Here is a 16,597-nt window from a genome sequence, read left to right on the forward strand (position 1 = left end):
TTGAATAAAATGAAGTATCGGACATGCTTGTTTTTTGGAGGGGATTGTGTGAATCACACCTATATGGCCATTTTTCTACGAAGTTTGATGATGATCGGCATTGCTGTATTTGCGGTTGTCTTTTTATATCAGTCTTTTCCTTTTTTATATCCTTTTTGGATTGCACTTATTGTATCCTGCCTGATTCACCCTGCTGTATGCAAAATAGAAGAGATCACCGGAATGCCGAGAGGATTTGTTGTCGTCATTGTACTACTGCTCTTTTTAGTAGTAGCAGCCGGTTTCATCACACTCTTAGTAGCAGAAATCATTTCAGGAAGTGCTTATTTGGCAAAGGTTCTGCCTGGTCACCTTGATCGCATGATTGGGATTGTGGAACAGTTTTTTACAGATAAGATCCTGCCTTTGTACCATGATGTAACCGCCCAATTTAATACACTTCAAGCTGGTCAAAAGGAATCGATTTTGGGACAAATCCAAGCGCTAGGCGATGAAGCTGCCGCAAAAATAGGGACTTTTCTTTCAAAAACACTCGAGCTCATCCCGGCTTTTTTAGGTCTTTTGCCTGATGCAGCCGCAACCCTTTTGTTTTCTGCGCTGGCGACTTTTTTTATCACGAAAGATTGGTTTACATTAAAAAAATATGGCTCTCGTATCTTTCCCGCAAAATGGATGCAGCATACACGAGCCATTTTATCTGAAATCAAAAAAGCCATTACCGGTTTTATGAAGGCGCAGCTTTTGCTTGTTGCGATGACCATCGGCCTCGTCATCATTGGACTGATCATCTTAAAAGTCGAGCACGCCCTTGTCATTGCTTTATGTATTGGGTTTGTCGATTTACTTCCTTATATCGGGAGCGGCACCGTTTTTCTGCCGTGGATCATTTACTCCGCCATGACAGGAAACCTTTCACTCGCCATCGGGCTCGGCATTTTGTATATTGTCGTGCTCATTCAAAGACAAATATCAGAGCCAAAAGTCTTAAGCAAATCCATTGGGCTTAATCCTTTAGCCACGCTTGTGGCGCTATTTGTCGGGTTAAAATGGTTGGGTTTCCTCGGACTCGTCATTGGCCCTGCTTCCCTTGTCGTGTGGCAAGCATTTCGTAATGCAGGTGTTTTCAGGGATATCTATCAGTACATTCGGTACGGCATGCAAAAGTAAAAGAGACCTTCAGCTCAAGGTCTCTTTAGCGAATAATTGTATAGCGACTGCGATTAGACATGTTTCTGAGCCAGCGTTCAAAAAGCGGCTTGATTTGCTTTCTCGTCATCGGAATGAGCAGCAGCGCACCGATGATATCTGATAAGAAGCCGGGAATGAGTAGCAGCAGACCGCCGATTAGAATGCAAAAACCATCGACAATCGCTACCCCTGGCATTTTGCCATATTGTAAATCTCTTTGCACTTTTTGAAAAGCTTCGATTCCTTGTTTTCTTGCAAAATAAGCACCTAATGCACTCGTGAGTACGATCATCAGCATCGTTGGCAAAATGCCAATGATTTTACTTGATATTAAAAATAAACTGATTTCCACGGCAGGGAACAGGATCAATAATAGTAGCAAATATTTTTTCAAGCCATATCACCTCATGGGGTATCTTTCACCCGAAAGCTGTTTTACTTTTTTAGTGTAACATAAAAAAAGAGAGGAGTCAGACAACTCCCCTCGTGTGTATCAATTAAAGGACGCTTGCACGGCCTTTGTAGATCGCTCCGCGTGCCGGATCTACTGTAATCTCTTCGCCTTCTTTTAGCAGTGTTGTTGCACCATCAAGACCTACAATCACTGGAATGCCAAGGCTAAGTCCAACGACTGCTGCATGGCTTGTTAGTCCGCCTTCTTCAGTGATCAGGGCAGATGCTTTTTCTAAAGCACCCATCATATCACGGTCTGTACAGTTTGCAACAAGAATTGCACCATCATACATTTTTTCCTCTGCTTCTTTTCCGCTTTGCGCAATGACAACCGGTCCAAATGCAGATTTACGGCCAATTCCTTGACCTTTCGCAATGATGTCACCGACAACATAAACTTTCATTAAGTTTGTTGTACCTGTTTCACCAACTGGCACACCAGCTGTAATAACGATTAAATCGCCATGTCTCACGTAGCCTGTTTCAATCGATTTCTCGACTGCATTCTCAAGCATTTCATCAGTAGACGTCGTTTTTGAGCCGCTCTTTGCAAATACACCGAATACAAGAGATAGCTTTCTCGCAACTGATTCGTTTGCTGTAACTGCTACGATTGGTGCTTTTGGTCTATATTTTGAAATCATTCTTGCTGTATGACCGCTTTCCGTAGGTGTCACAATCGCTGCAACGTCAAGCTTCATCGCTGTATGTGCAACAGATTGACCGATGGCATCTGTAATGCTGACATCTACTTCTTCGCTTCTGCGAGAAAGAATGGCTTTATAGTTGAGTGCATCTTCTGAACGTGATGCAATGTTATGCATCGTTTGTACAGCTTCTACTGGATATGTTCCTGCTGCTGTTTCACCAGAAAGCATAATCGCATCTGTGCCATCAAAAATGGCATTTGCCACGTCACTTGCTTCCGCACGAGTTGGACGAGGATTACGCTGCATGCTATCAAGCATTTGGGTCGCTGTGATGACTGGTTTGCCTAAGCGATTGCATTTTTTGATCAGCATTTTTTGAACAAGTGGTACTTCTTCTGCCGGGATCTCTACACCAAGATCTCCACGTGCAACCATCAAACCGTCTGATACCTCAAGGATTTCATCGATGTTATCAACACCCTCTTGGTTTTCAATCTTAGGAATGATTTGAATGTCAGCCGCGTTATTCTTTTCAAGAAGCTCACGAATTTCAAGAACATCAGAAGCTCGTCTCACAAAAGAAGCTGCGATGAAATCGACGCCTTGTTCAACTCCGAACAGAATATCATTGGCATCCTTTTCTGTAATACCTGGCAGGTTCACACTTACACCTGGTACGTTTACACCTTTTTTGTTTTTGAGCGTGCCTGTATTCATGACTTTTGTGACGATTTCTTTGCGGTCCATGTTAATTTCTTTCACTTCTAAACCAATAAGACCATCATCTAATAGAATCGTTGAGCCTACTTCTACATCATGAATTAACTCTTCATACGTCACACTAATTTTTTCCGTATTTCCAACAATGTCTTCCATACTTACGATAAGATCTGCACCAGCGACTAGCTCAATTGAGCCGTTTTCAACTGTGCGTGTACGGATCTCTGGACCTTTTGTATCAAGAAGGATCGCAATGTCCTTGCCTAATGTTTTACCTGCTTTACGAATGTTTTCAATGCGTGCACCATGCTCTTCAAAATCTCCATGAGAGAAGTTTAGTCTGGCTACATTCATTCCTGCTTCAATCAATTCAGTCAGCTTTTCAATAGTTTCACTTGCTGGACCGATTGTACAAACGATTTTTGTCTTTCTCATTACTGTTCCTCCTAAGGTCTTCTCGTTTTATATAGAGAGCTCTTGTGAAAGTCGGTACATATTTTGATCGACTGTATGTTTTTTATCTAAGATATCTAAAATATCGTGGTGAACGAGTTCGTTGCTTTGAATACCCACACAGCGTCCGCCTTTTCCTTCAAGAAGAAGTTCTACTGCGTATGCTCCTAAACGGCTTGCGAGTACTCGGTCAAATGCGCTTGGAGAACCTCCGCGCTGAATATGTCCTAAGACAGATACACGGGTTTCAAGGCTTGTCTCCTCTTCAATCCGCTTACCAAATTCAACACCGCTGCCTACGCCTTCTGCGACGATGATGATACTGTGCTTCTTGCCGCGCTCGTGCCCTCTTCTTAATCTCGCGATAATTTCATCCATGTCATAGTCTGCTTCAGGAATCAAAATAGATTCGGCTCCGCCTGCAAGACCTGACCAAAGAGCAATATCACCAGCATGTCTTCCCATTACTTCCACTACGTATGTACGTTCATGAGATGTGGCTGTATCACGAATTTTATCAATGGCGTCAATGACTGTATTCAGTGCTGTATCAAAGCCAATAGTGAAATCAGTACCTGGGATATCGTTGTCAATTGTACCCGGGACACCTACACATGGAAAACCGAGCTCAGTTAATTTCTTCGCTCCCATGAATGAACCGTCTCCGCCAATCACAACAAGTCCTTCAATACCGAATTTTTTTAAGTTCTCAATGCCTTTTTCACGACCTTCAACTGTCTTGAATTCAGGGCATCTTGCCGTGTAAAGTTTTGTTCCTCCACGATGAATGATATCGCCAACTGAACCTATTTCAAGTTTCTCAATTTTACCGTTAATTAGACCTGAATATCCATTATAAATACCGTAAACTTCAACATTATGGTAAATCGCTTTCCTTACAACTGCGCGCACAGCTGCATTCATTCCTGGGGAATCCCCACCGCTCGTTAAAACTCCTATACGCTTCATCTTTTTCACCTCAGAGACCATATATGAATTAAACATACCATTTCCACTGCTTGAAAACAATCATGAGCAAAACCAGATGTTTTCAATACGTATTTCTAAAACCGTACTTATTATACAATTAAATAAACCGTTTTTAAACAAAAGTTAAGAAAGTCATGAAAGCAATTCTTTCAAAAGCGAGGAAGATCCAGCCTTCTAAAGCCCACCGTATCAGGGTTTTCAGACGTTTCAAACTTTATGAAAACAAAAGAAAATTATTTTCAAATAGCGCTTACATGAAGTCGGTTTTCATGAAAAAGGATGAAAAAAAATAAACGCCAGCCAAAAAGGCTGTACGTTTATTTAGTTTACCCCAATATATTGATTTTCAACCGATACTTTCCCGATTGCTTTGTATTTTTGATATCTTTGTTCGACTAGTTCTTCAGGTGTTAGTTTGAGCAAAGATGTAAGTGACTGTTTTAATGTTTTTTCAATGTAGGCTGCTTGTTGTTTCACGTCTCGGTGTGCTCCACCTTGCACTTCTTTAATAACATCATCTATAATATCTAATTCTTTTAGGTCTGGAGCCGTAATTTTCATTGATTCTGCAGCTTTTTTCGCAAGTGATGAGTCCTTCCAGAGCAGTGCTGCTGCACCTTCAGGTGAAATCACTGAATACGTTGAATTCTCTAGCATGTATAGGTGGTTTCCTACGCCTAAGCCTAGTGCGCCGCCACTTCCGCCTTCTCCAATGACAATACAGACAACCGGTACACGAAGTCCTGCCATTTCGAATAGGTTTTTCGCAATTGCTTCACTTTGCCCGCGTTCTTCAGCTGCTTTACCAGGATAAGCTCCTTTTGTATCAATAAAGCAAATGATCGGGCGATTAAATTTATCTGCTTGTTTCATCAAGCGCAGCGCTTTACGGTAGCCTTCTGGATGAGGCATTCCGAAATTACGGCGCAAGTTTTCTTTTGTATCTTTACCGCGCTGATGGCCAATCACCGTGACAGGAAGCCCTTTAAACGTGGCAATTCCTCCAACGATCGCTTCATCATCGCCATAAAAACGGTCACCGTGACACTCGAAAAAGTTGTCAAACAGCTCTTGAATGTAATCGAGAGTTGTTGGGCGCATCGCATGACGAGCAATCTGTACTCTGTCCCACGGTTTTAAATTTGTATAAATGTCTGCTTCAAGTTTGCTCAGACGTGTTTCAAGACGCTCAATTTCTGCACTTAAATCCATTTCTGAGTTTTGTGTGAACTTTTTCAGTTCATCAATTTTCGCTCGAAGTTCAATGACAGGTTTTTCAAATTCTAGTTCTCCAGCCACTCTCGTTCACCTCCTGTGCTGTGTAATGCTAAGATTCGGCCTAGTGTTTCTTTCATCTCTGCACGATGAATGACAGCATCCAATTGACCATGCTTCATTAAAAATTCAGCCGTTTGGAAGTCCTCTGGCAGGTCTTCACGAATGGTTTGTTCAATGATTCTACGACCTGCAAACCCAATTAAAGCACCAGGTTCTGCAAAGTTGTAATCACCAAGAGACGCGAAACTAGCTGATACACCGCCAGTTGTTGGGTTCGTCATCACAGAGATAATCAAACCTTGATCCTCGCTGAACAGCTTTAATGCTGAGCTTGTTTTTGCCATTTGCATAAGACTGAGGATCCCCTCTTGCATTCTCGCTCCGCCAGATGCAGTAAAGATGATAAATGGCACCTTGTCCGCTTTTGCTTTCTCGATCGCAAGTGTGATCTTTTCACCAACAACTGAGCCCATGCTGCCCATACGGAATGTGGCATCCATGACAGCGATCACAGCACGCTGGCCTTCAATTTCACCTTGACCTGTGACAATGGCTTCATTCAAAGACGTTTTTTCTCTGTCTTTCTCAAGCTTTTCTTCGTAGCCTGGGAATCCGAGCGGGTTTTCTGAGATCAGGTGCCCGTTAAATTCTTCAAATGTGCCTTCGTCAACAAGGCTGTCAATACGCTGTTTTGCATTCATTTGCAAATGTCTACCGCAATTCATGCAAACACGTAAATTTTTATCTAGTTCTTTGGTGAGCATTATTTTTTTACATTGCGGACATTTGGTCATGATGCCTTCAGGCACATCTTGACTTGCCTGTTCAGAGGGTACAGATGCATATTTTTTCTTTTTACTGAAAATATTTTTGATTGACAAATGACTACCTCCCTTTTTGAAGGGTTTTTTCTTTACACGCACATCCACTATTATAGGACATGTCATAACTGTACCGAAACTATTGTACTTTTTTTGTCAAACGCTGTCATCCTTCATTCAATTTTTTCAGTGGGGAATTGATGAGAAATGAGTATGTGTTTGGGGCGCTGAGCAGTTGATATATGTGAATTGTGAACGTCTACAAAAAAATATCATTCCGGATGAAAAAATTTTCGCGTATGAGAGGAAATGGTGCACGTCTTTCCTCCAATTTCAGAAAGAACGTGCACACTTTTCCAATTGATTATTCGCCGATAATCGTTAATTTTCTTGTTTTTTCAGCAACTTCTTCTGGGTCGACTTTGATTCTTGCAACGCCAGTTTCCATTGCTGCTTTTGCTACTGCTTTTGCTACCGCTGGTGCTACACGTGCATCAAATGGTTCAGGGATGACGTATTCAGCTGACAATTTATCATCTGAAACAAGAGAAGCAATTGCTTCAACGGCTGCAATTTTCATTTCTTCGTTAATGTGGGTTGCACGTACATCTAGTGCTCCGCGGAAAATTCCTGGGAATGCCAGTACGTTGTTTACTTGGTTCGGGAAGTCAGAACGGCCAGTTCCTACAACACTTGCGCCTGCTGCATGTGCATCTTCTGGCATGATCTCTGGATTAGGATTCGCCATTGCGAAGATGACAGGATCTTTTGCCATTTTGCCAACCATTTCTTTTGTTAGAGCGCCTGCTGCTGAAACCCCAATGAAGACGTCAGCGCCTTCAATCACTTCTTCTAATGAACCTTCTTTACGGTCTTGGTTCGTGAATTTAGCCACTTCGCTTTTCACTGCATTCATACCGTTCGGGCGGCCTTCGTAAATTGCGCCTTTTGTATCACACATGATGATATCACGTACACCGAAATGATATAGAAGCTTGATAATCGCAATTCCCGCTGCTCCAGCGCCGTTTGCCACCACTTTGATAGAGGACATTGATTTTCCAGACAGTTTCAGTGCATTTACAAGTCCAGCTACTGTCACAATCGCTGTTCCGTGCTGATCATCGTGGAACACTGGAATGTTTGTCTCTTTTTTCAAGCGCTCTTCGATAATAAAGCAGTTTGGAGCTGCAATATCTTCAAGGTTGACACCGCCAAACGTTGGCTCAAGAAGCTTTACTGTTTCAACGATTTTGTCTACATCGTTTGTCGCAAGCGCGATTGGGAAGGCATCAACGCCAGCGAAGCTTTTGAATAATACAGCTTTTCCTTCCATGACTGGAAGAGATGCTTCTGCACCAATATTTCCAAGCCCTAAAACAGCACTTCCGTCTGTGACAACAGCGACCATGTTGCCTTTCATTGTATAATCATACACTTTGCTTGTGTCGTCATAAATATCTTTACATGGTTCTGCAACACCAGGTGAGTAAGCCAAGCTCAAGTCTTTCGCATTTTTCACTTGTACTTTTGATTTTGATTCAAGTTTGCCTTGATTCTCTTTGTGCATATGTAATGCTTCTTCTCTTAATGACATGTGATGAACACTCCTTCAAGTGGAAAATGATTTAATGAATTGCTAAGTTGATAAGCACATACTGGCAGTTTTAAATACACAGAATCTTTAAAATGATAACACAATAGGTGAATTTGTAAAACATATTCAGGCGATTTGTCATCATTTAATCACAACGTTTTGTTCACCGAGCAGCTCTTTTAACTGGAAAATGACAGCATGATCTGCATGAACTTTGTATGCATCTGGAAGTCTCACTGTCTTTTTTTGCTTCTCATAATACAAATAAACATCTGCTTCTCCGCTGTGCATCGAGATCACCCGCTTTACTTGCTCTAGCAGCTCCTGCGTATGATTTTCTTCTTTCACTCGAATGTAGACAGACTCTTTTCTTTGTGTGCCCATCTCTTCAAGCAGAACGGCTTCTTGCACGATGATCTGGCTGCTGTCATTTCTGACATCTATTCTGCCTTCAACATAAAGCATGGCGCCCTCCTCAAGTAAGGGGGACAGCTTTCTAAATTGCTCTGGAAAGACGACGCCTTCCATTTCTCCCGTTTCATCCCCAAATGTGATAAATGCCATCGATTGTCCATTTTTTGTTCGAATCGATTTCACTTTTGTCAAAAGACCACCCATTGAGACCTTTCGCTTTATATAGGAAGAAAGTCTGATGATGTCCACTGCACCATTCTCTCTTAAGCGATCTCGGTACGCTTGTACAGGATGATTTGATAAATATAGTCCAAGTGCCTCTTTTTCAAATTGCAGGAGATCGACAAGCGGCAATTCTTCTATCTCCGCATATTTTGGCTTAATGGAGAAGGTTGTATCCCCCAGAAAGTCGAGCTGATCATCTGGATTTAAAAATGACACGTGGTCTAATGCAATATCTATTGATGCCAATAACGAAGCACGATTTGGATAAAGCTCATCCATCGCCCCTGAAAAAATGAGCGCTTCAATCGTTTTTCGGTTGACACTCTTTGCTGATACTCTTGCGCAAAAATCAAATAAATCTTCAAACGGCTTTTCCTGTCTTGCCCTGTATATATCCTTTACAGCTGACACTCCGACATTTTTGATCGCTCTTAAGCTGTAGCGGATCTCCCCTTTTTCAACCGTAAATGGAAATTCACTCTTATTAATAGAAGGCTTCAACACAGATATCCCTTTTTCCTTTGCCTCATAGAAATATTGAGCGACTTTGTCTTCATTTCCAATCACACTCGTTAAAAGTCCGCACATAAAATATAACGGATAATGCGCTTTTAAGTAAGCAAGCTGAAAGCCAATCATGCTATATGCAACAGCATGGCTTCTATTAAAACCATAGTTTGCAAATTTGACGATTAAGTCATAAACGTCATTTGCAATGTTAACAGGATACTCCTTTTTTAGGCATCCTTCAACAAAATGGCTCCGCTCTTCATCAAGGACCTTTTTATCCTTCTTCGAAACAGCTCTTCTTAATAGATCTGCCTCGCCAAGCTGAAAGCCTGCCATCTTCGCTGCAATCAGCATAATTTGCTCCTGATAGACGATGACCCCATATGTGTCTTTTAAAATGTCATACAAATCAGGATGCGGGTAAGAGACCTTGACTCTGCCGTGCTTTCGATCGATAAAAAGCGGGATATTCTCCATTGGACCTGGGCGATAGAGGGCATTGACTGCCACGATGTCTTCTAAACTAGAGGGCTTAAGGCGTCTCAGCACCTGACGCATCCCTTGTGATTCAAGCTGGAAAATCCCAGTTGTATCTCCCGCTGATAACAATTCAAATGTTTTCTGATCTTCATATGAAATGTCACTAAAGTTAATGTGGACGTTTTCCTGTCTTTCAATCTGGTTTTTAATGGATTCAATTAAGGTTAAGTTCCTTAGTCCTAAGAAATCCATCTTTAAAAGCCCGAGATCTTCTAAATAATTCATCGCATACTGCGTTAAATACACACCATCATGGCCGTCTTGAATAGGAACAATCTCTGTCAGCGGCTCCTCGCTCAGCACAACGCCGGCTGCATGTGTCGAGGTATGTCTTGGCAAGCCTTCTACCTTTAAAGCAGTTTGAAAGACTTGCCTGAGCTCTTCGGACTGCTGGAGCATTGTTTTTAATTCAGGAGATGCAGCTAGCGCTTCTTTCAGCGTCGTTCCTGGCTTTGATGGAATCAGCTTTGCGAGACGGTCCGCTGCCTTTGAATCAATCCCCATCACACGTCCGACATCTCTTAAGGCTGCTTTTGCTGCAAGGGTTCCAAACGTGACAATTTGCGCCACATGCATGTCTCCGTATTTGTCTTTTACATAAGAAATGATTTCATCTCTTCTCGTATCGGGGAAATCAATATCAATATCAGGCATACTGATTCGCTCAGGATTTAAAAAACGCTCAAATAACAGACCGTGACGGAGCGGATCAACATCTGTAATAAACAAAACATATGCAACAAGTGAACCTGCTGCCGATCCACGGCCCGGCCCTGTGACAATGCCTTGGTCATGGGCATACTTCATAAAATCCCACACGATGAGAAAATAATCACTGAAATTCATTTTTTGGATAATGCTCAGTTCGTACTCAAGTCTTTTCACATACGCGTCATTTGAAGCAATCTTTCTTTGCTTCATCCCTTCTACACACACTTTGCGTAAAAACTGATCTGCTGTTGATTGATCAGGGGTCGGATAGGATGGGAGTTTTGTCTGCCCAAGATTTAAATCGACTTCACAGCGGTCTGCGATCTCCACCGTTCTTGATAGCAGCTCCGTATCCTGCGTATACCATTCCTTCATTTCTTCAAAGGTTCTGAAATGCTTTTCTGCTCGGTCTTCCTCAACCTCAGGCAGCTGCTGCCCTGCTTTAATAGCCTTTAAACACGTATAGGCCGTTTTGTCTTCCATGTTGATGTAGTGGACATCTCCTGTCGCAACAAGAGGAATGTCCGCACTTTTTGAGACATCCCTCAGTTTACGGGCAAGCGATTCGTCTTGCTGAAATGGCTGAAGTGCGATGTATACATGTCCCTCACCGAAAATATGTTTCAATTGTTTCGCCGCATCATGCGCTTCTTCTAGCTGATCCTGCTGAAGCAGCGTTTCAATGTAACCAGAAACGCCTGGTGTGATGGCAATGAGCCCGCGGTGGTAGCTTTTCAGCCATTTCTCTTTCAGTCCAGCTTTTGATTTTGATTTCAGCACACTGCTGATCTTGATCAAATTTTGGTAGCCTTCATTGTTTTTGGCAAGGAGTACCAAGGGATAAGCCTCTGTCTCTTGTTCATCTATGAAGACAGAAGCTGTTAAACCGATGACAGGCTTGATGCCATGTTTTTTACATTCCTTATAAAATTCAACCGTTCCATACATCACATGGTCATCGGTAAGAGCGAGCGCCTTGCAGCCAAGTTCTTTCGCTTTCAGCACGAGCTCCTTTACTTTTGCTGCACTGCTTAATAAGCTGTATCCACTGTGGACCTGAAGATGAACATAAGACATGCTTAATCCACTCCTTTCGTCTAAAGTCATTCTTTCATTATAAAACGCGATGCGATGAGAAACAAATGTTCTTTCTTTTCTGTCCGTTCATACTTGTCCCGCACGCACCATATATTGAATAGAGTGAGGTGGACAAAATGGATGTGAAGGAAGCTTTTATTCCAAATTTTATTAGCTGTTATTTTATTGCACTTGGGGTCATTTTGGGTGGTGCCATTATAGGCGGTGTTGGTGCTTATTTGTCCGGTCAGCCGCCTTTATCCATTATTACAAGTCTTGCCAACCGTTTAAAGATTTGGGCGCTTGTCGCAGCTATCGGCGGAACGTTTGATGCTGTTTATAGCTTTGAAAGAGGTATTTTTGAAGGGAACACGCGTGATATTTTCAAGCAGATTTTATTAATTGTCTCTGCCATGGGCGGTGCGCAAACGGGTTATCTTATTATCACGTGGCTCACACAGGAGCATGTGTCATCATGAGGGTGCCGGAGCTGTACAAACGTCCAGGCTGGCAGCGTTTTTTTGCGGGGATGATGTTTGGCGCGATTGTGAGCTGGCTCATTTTCCTCTTTACATACGGAACCTTTCAGGAAAAGCAGGTGACACTGCTGAGAAGCCAGCAGCACCATATGGACAGTCTGAAAGAACAAATCACACTCTATCGGGAAGATTTGCATAAGTTAAATGAGGATAATAAGAAGCGGCTGCTGATCCAAAGCGTAGATGTCCATCTCGTCAATCGTGAGCAATATAAAATCCCAGAGCCAGATACGCTAAAATTTGAAGATCAGGTCAAGGAGGATATCTCAGAGGTTATTACAAAGGATATTGAAAGTGTCTATAAAACAAAGGAATTATTAAAACGCACGGTCGAAAACAAAGAATATACCATTCGGGAAAAGGCATACCGCGCCAAAGTGACAGAGCTGACAATTTATACAAAGCTTTCACTTGAAGTGCGCATTTCATTTGCTGAATAAATGATCATGTGGAATTTTTATGAATTTCTGCCCTCAATGATCGCTTTTCCCCCTTAATTTTTATACACTAAAAGTAGAACGAGATCTAAAACAGAAAGAGGTGAGGACAATGGAGGTTTATAGCTATCGTCAAATGGCACGAGACAAAGCAAGCCGGATCAAGGACGGCATGTGTGCTTATGCTGAGACAGAAATGATGGCTCATTTAATTAAAAAAGAATTAAAACATCAAAATCTCCAAGCCTATGAAGATTCAACTGACATCGGCTGCTGGTTTATCCCTGTATGCAAGTAACCCTTTTCTCATGACAAAAAAAGAGAGAGGGGACTTGAAGCCCCCTCTCTCATGATGATGATTTACATACTTCTTCTAAATCACGCAAAATCTCATCTGCCACGGCCCAATCATAAATAGACGCACCAGCTGCAAGCGGGTGGCCGCCGCCATGATATTTTTTCGCAATGGTATTAATGACGACGCCTTTCGAACGGAATCTAACACGAATCTGATCATTTTCTTCCACAAAAAAGACCCATGCCTTAATCCCTGCAATATTTCCAAGTGTTCCAACAAGCTGTGAGGCTTGCTGCGCTGTCGTTTGGAACGATTCCAAAATATCCTGCTTAATGAAAACAGAAGCGACCCCATTCTCTGACAAAGAAATATGTTGAAAAATATAGCCATTTAATTTCACGACATTGAGATCCGTCTCATACAATTGATTGAAAAGGTCTGAAGATGAAAATGGATATTCAATCAGTTCTCCAGCATATTTGAGCGTCTTTTTCGTCGTGTTTGGGAAAAGGAAGCGGCCTGTGTCTCCTACAATGCCGGCATAAATGAGTTCTGCCGCCTTTGTATTCAGCTGATATCCTTCTTCTTTCCCCTCTAAATACAATTCATAAATCATCTCGCTCACAGAGCTTGCCTCTGTATCTACCCAAAGCAAATCACCATAAGGATCTTCATTTGGATGATGATCAATTTTCATCAGCTTGTCACCCATTGAATAGCGCTGATCGTCAATTCTTGCTTGATTGGCTGTATCACAGACAATGACAAGGGCATCTTTGTACACGTCATCCGGCACCTCATCAAGTTCATACAAAAATGAAAGGGTTGGCTCCGGGGTTCCTGTCGCATAAATATTTTTTTCTGGATAGGTGGCACGCAAGATTTCCGTAAGGCCGCACTGCGATCCATACGCATCAGGATCTGGTCTTACATGTCTATGAATGATGATGGTGTCATATAATGATATGGTTCTAATCAGTTCTTTTTTCATAAAAACTCCTTCTTATCCGATACTCTTTTTATTATTAAATCATAATCTATCCTGACGGAAAAGTGAGAAATAGACAATTTATTCTAGTAAGCAAGCCTATTTACGTTTAAAATAGGGTTGTAACCACTTACAATGGAGGCTTGGCACATGCTTGTTTTGATTGTGTTTATTATTTGTTCTGCCATGTTTTATTTATACTACAAAGCAAAGAATGTACGTACGAACCGCCCAGTCGAAAAGAAATTCTGGTCGGCGAAATCCAGTATGGCACTTGGCTGCTTTGTCCTGCTCTTCGGTGTGAATCAATTATTTTTAAACCGCTCGTCACTCGCATTTGTCATTGGATTTATTTTTGTTGCTGTCGGTATCGGCAGTACGTGGGCTGGATATAAAGCCTACAAGCATTACCTTCCGCTCTTTTTAAAGGAAGGCGAAAAAGATCACGCATAATAAGAGAGAAGGGCTAAAATGATGTTTATTTTAGCCCTTTGTCTTTTTCAGCAGATTATCCTCTCTCCATGAGCTGCACCATCAGCATCGCTTTACCGACGATATTCGATTGATGATAAACTTCCACTTCCAGCTTTCCAAACTTGCGTCCTACTTCTAAAATATTTGGCTTGATCTGTATCGTGGATTCCATTTGAACCGGTTTTAAGAAGTAGACAGAGAGACTTTCGACAATCAGCTCCCCTTTTTTATGAGACTTTAAGAAGCGGTTGGCGGATTCAATTAAAATTTGCGTGAACACGCCATATGAAATGTTTCCAAGCTGGTTTGTCATTTGTGGTGTGACCTCATATTGATACACGGCATCTGCCTTTGGTTTTTCTGTATCGGTCTCTTTAAACCCTCTTGAGACAACATCATCCAGTTTTTCTCCGACCTGCGGCTGCTTTTGAATCATTTGAAGCGCCTTCAGCACGTCCTGACGACTGATCATTCCAATCAGTTTCGCATAATCATCTACAACAGGCAGCACCTCAATGCCTTCCCATACCATCATTTGAGCAGCAGAAGCGACAGAGGTTTTTCCAATGACTGTCAGTGGGTTTTTCGTCATGACCTTTTCAATCGGTGTGGAGCGGTCATGCCCCGCGATATCCTTTGAGGTGAGAATGCCGTGAATTTTCATTTGGTCGTCTGCGACCGGAAAGCGTCCGTGGCCAGTTTCATAGTTCTTTTCATACCATTTTTCAAGCTTATCCTCTGGTGATAAATACACTGTTCGTTCTATCGGCGTTAAAATATCTTCCACAAGCACAATCTCTTTTTTTATGAGTTGGTCATAAATGGCCCGGTTAATGAGAGCTGCTACGGTAAATGTATCGTAGCTTGTCGATAAGATCGGCAGCTCAAGCTCATCTGCGAGCTGAATGATTTCATCATCTGTTGAGAAGCCGCCCGTGACCAGCACAGCTGCTCCTGCCTCTAATGCTTGTCTGTGGGCATTGATCCGGTTTCCGACAATTAGCAGGTTTCCAGCTGCCGTATAGCGCATCATCGCATCAAGCTCCATCGCTCCGATGACAAATTTGTTTAATGTTTTATGTAAGCCCGCTCGTCCTCCAAGCACCTGTCCGTCAATCACATTGACCACTTCTGCATATGTCAGTTTTTCAATATTTTCTTTTTTCTTCTGTTCAATTCGAATGGTACCAACTCGTTCAATGGTACTGACGAATCCTTTATTTTCAGCATCCTTGATGGCCCGGTAAGCGGTCCCTTCACTCACTTTCATTTCTTTCGCAATACGCCGGACAGAAATTTTCTCTCCGACTTCTAATGAATCAATATACGATAAAATTTGTTCATGCTTTGTCGCCAATCCCGTTCACCCTTTTTGTTTTCAGCGTTTTCATCTAACTTTCATTATAAGGGCAGGAGGCTTTTAATAGCAATTTGTCTTTTTTCAGCGCGATACATGTAAACAAAAAAGCCGGCATTTGAGTGCCGACCTTTTGCTATGTTGATTAAATCTCGATCGATTCTCCGCTGTTTAACACATGACCGACGCCGCCATGGAGGCTGTCTGCAAATGCATGTGGGTCCTGCTCAATCGGCGGGAATGTGCTGTAGTGAATTGGCACGACTTGCTTCGCCCGAAGCCATTCGGCTGCGATTCTTGCATCGTCCGGTCCCATCGTGAAGTTATCACCGATCGGAAGGAATGCAAGCTCAATATGATTCAGCTCACCGATCAGCTTCATATCTGAAAAGAGTGCAGTGTCTCCGGCATGATAAATCGTTTTGCCCTCTGCGGTAAATAGAATACCTGATGGCATGCCTGTATACGTAATCGTTTTGGCATCTTCATCAATGATAGCAGAACCATGGAACGCTTGAGTGAGCTTCACTTTACCAAATTCAAACTCACGTCCGCCTCCAATCGAAAGCGGGTGCGTTTTCACCCCTTGCCAGCTTAAATAAGTGGCAAGCTCGAATGGCGCAATAACGAGCGCATCATTGTTTTTGGCGATTTCAATGGTGTCACCGATGTGATCTCCATGCCCGTGCGTGAGCAAAATGACATCCGCTTTGACATCTTGCGGTTTGATATCTGTGTGCTTATTTCCATTTAAAAATGGATCAATCCAAATATGGTATCCGTTTGTTTCAATGTGTACGACTGAATGTCCGTGATATGTAGCTTTCATGTGAGTATATCCACCTTTCGAATTTGATCTCATTTCATCTATTCCCTG

General features: G+C 42.3%; 15 protein-coding genes. 5 read left to right on the plus strand and 10 right to left on the minus strand.

Translation table 11 applies throughout. From position 1 onward, the window contains the following. The first annotated feature begins 48 nt into the window (after window positions 1–48). Window positions 49–1,167, plus strand: a complete 1,119-nt coding sequence (ytvI, locus tag MKZ05_RS13045) for a sporulation integral membrane protein YtvI (protein WP_113387226.1) — start codon at window positions 49–51, stop codon at window positions 1,165–1,167. A 25-nt stretch (window positions 1,168–1,192) separates the two neighbouring features. Here ytvI and MKZ05_RS13050 read toward each other — a convergent pair whose 3' ends face one another. The 7 genes from MKZ05_RS13050 to dnaE form a co-directional block, all read right to left on the minus strand. Beyond that, window positions 1,193–1,582, minus strand: coding sequence for an FxsA family protein (locus MKZ05_RS13050; RefSeq protein WP_003216718.1), 390 nt, complete (start codon window positions 1,580–1,582; stop codon window positions 1,193–1,195). Between the two features lie 103 nt (window positions 1,583–1,685). After that, a complete protein-coding gene (gene pyk, locus MKZ05_RS13055) occupies window positions 1,686–3,446 on the minus strand; it encodes a pyruvate kinase (protein ID WP_050943588.1) in 1,761 nt (586 codons plus the stop codon). Between the two features lie 27 nt (window positions 3,447–3,473). Further along, on the minus strand, window positions 3,474–4,433 hold the full coding sequence (gene pfkA, locus MKZ05_RS13060; protein ID WP_012010865.1) for a 6-phosphofructokinase: 960 nt from the start codon (window positions 4,431–4,433) through the stop codon (window positions 3,474–3,476). Window positions 4,434–4,775: 342 nt separating this feature from the next. Then, window positions 4,776–5,753, minus strand: coding sequence for an acetyl-CoA carboxylase carboxyl transferase subunit alpha (gene accA / locus MKZ05_RS13065; RefSeq protein ID WP_003216264.1), 978 nt, complete (start codon window positions 5,751–5,753; stop codon window positions 4,776–4,778). After that, window positions 5,738–6,613, minus strand: coding sequence for an acetyl-CoA carboxylase, carboxyltransferase subunit beta (gene accD, locus MKZ05_RS13070; RefSeq protein WP_034661853.1), 876 nt, complete (start codon window positions 6,611–6,613; stop codon window positions 5,738–5,740). The genes accA and accD overlap by 16 nt, the downstream gene beginning before the upstream one ends. A gap of 304 nt (window positions 6,614–6,917) precedes the next feature. Next, entirely contained in the window at window positions 6,918–8,150 is a 1,233-nt protein-coding gene (locus tag MKZ05_RS13075) for a malic enzyme-like NAD(P)-binding protein (RefSeq protein WP_335353035.1), read from the minus strand. Window positions 8,151–8,291: 141 nt separating this feature from the next. Then, window positions 8,292–11,627 (minus strand): DNA polymerase III subunit alpha, encoded by a 3,336-nt coding sequence (dnaE, locus tag MKZ05_RS13080; RefSeq protein ID WP_335353034.1) that lies wholly within the window; start codon window positions 11,625–11,627, stop codon window positions 8,292–8,294. A 137-nt stretch (window positions 11,628–11,764) separates the two neighbouring features. Between dnaE and MKZ05_RS13085 the strand changes: the two genes are divergently transcribed. The 3 genes from MKZ05_RS13085 (at window position 11,765) to MKZ05_RS13095 (ending at window position 12,901) form a co-directional block, all read left to right on the plus strand. Further along, window positions 11,765–12,106 carry a YtrH family sporulation protein gene (locus tag MKZ05_RS13085; protein ID WP_034661856.1) on the plus strand — a complete coding sequence of 114 codons (342 nt, stop codon included), beginning with the start codon at window positions 11,765–11,767 and terminating at the stop codon, window positions 12,104–12,106. Continuing rightward, window positions 12,103–12,606, plus strand: coding sequence for a sporulation membrane protein YtrI (gene ytrI, locus MKZ05_RS13090; RefSeq protein WP_003216226.1), 504 nt, complete (start codon window positions 12,103–12,105; stop codon window positions 12,604–12,606). The genes MKZ05_RS13085 and ytrI overlap by 4 nt, the downstream gene beginning before the upstream one ends. Before the next feature lie 109 nt (window positions 12,607–12,715). Continuing rightward, on the plus strand, window positions 12,716–12,901 hold the full coding sequence (locus MKZ05_RS13095; RefSeq protein WP_003216400.1) for a hypothetical protein: 186 nt from the start codon (window positions 12,716–12,718) through the stop codon (window positions 12,899–12,901). Window positions 12,902–12,950: 49 nt separating this feature from the next. Here MKZ05_RS13095 and MKZ05_RS13100 read toward each other — a convergent pair whose 3' ends face one another. Then, window positions 12,951–13,892, minus strand: a complete 942-nt coding sequence (locus tag MKZ05_RS13100) for a bifunctional oligoribonuclease/PAP phosphatase NrnA (protein ID WP_044139298.1) — start codon at window positions 13,890–13,892, stop codon at window positions 12,951–12,953. A 147-nt stretch (window positions 13,893–14,039) separates the two neighbouring features. On the opposite strand from MKZ05_RS13100, the gene MKZ05_RS13105 reads away from it, so the two are divergent. Then, window positions 14,040–14,342, plus strand: coding sequence for a YtpI family protein (locus tag MKZ05_RS13105; protein WP_003216665.1), 303 nt, complete (start codon window positions 14,040–14,042; stop codon window positions 14,340–14,342). A 55-nt stretch (window positions 14,343–14,397) separates the two neighbouring features. On the opposite strand, the gene MKZ05_RS13110 is transcribed toward MKZ05_RS13105, so the two are convergent. Together MKZ05_RS13110 and MKZ05_RS13115 are read right to left on the minus strand one after the other, a co-directional pair. Further along, window positions 14,398–15,720, minus strand: coding sequence for a CBS domain-containing protein (locus tag MKZ05_RS13110; RefSeq protein WP_003216834.1), 1,323 nt, complete (start codon window positions 15,718–15,720; stop codon window positions 14,398–14,400). Between the two features lie 145 nt (window positions 15,721–15,865). After that, window positions 15,866–16,549, minus strand: coding sequence for a metal-dependent hydrolase (locus tag MKZ05_RS13115; protein ID WP_050943583.1), 684 nt, complete (start codon window positions 16,547–16,549; stop codon window positions 15,866–15,868). Window positions 16,550–16,597 lie beyond the last annotated feature (48 nt).

The organism is Bacillus sp. FSL M8-0277, assembly GCF_037975305.1.
Classification (GTDB): Bacteria; Bacillota; Bacilli; order Bacillales; family Bacillaceae; genus Bacillus; species Bacillus pumilus.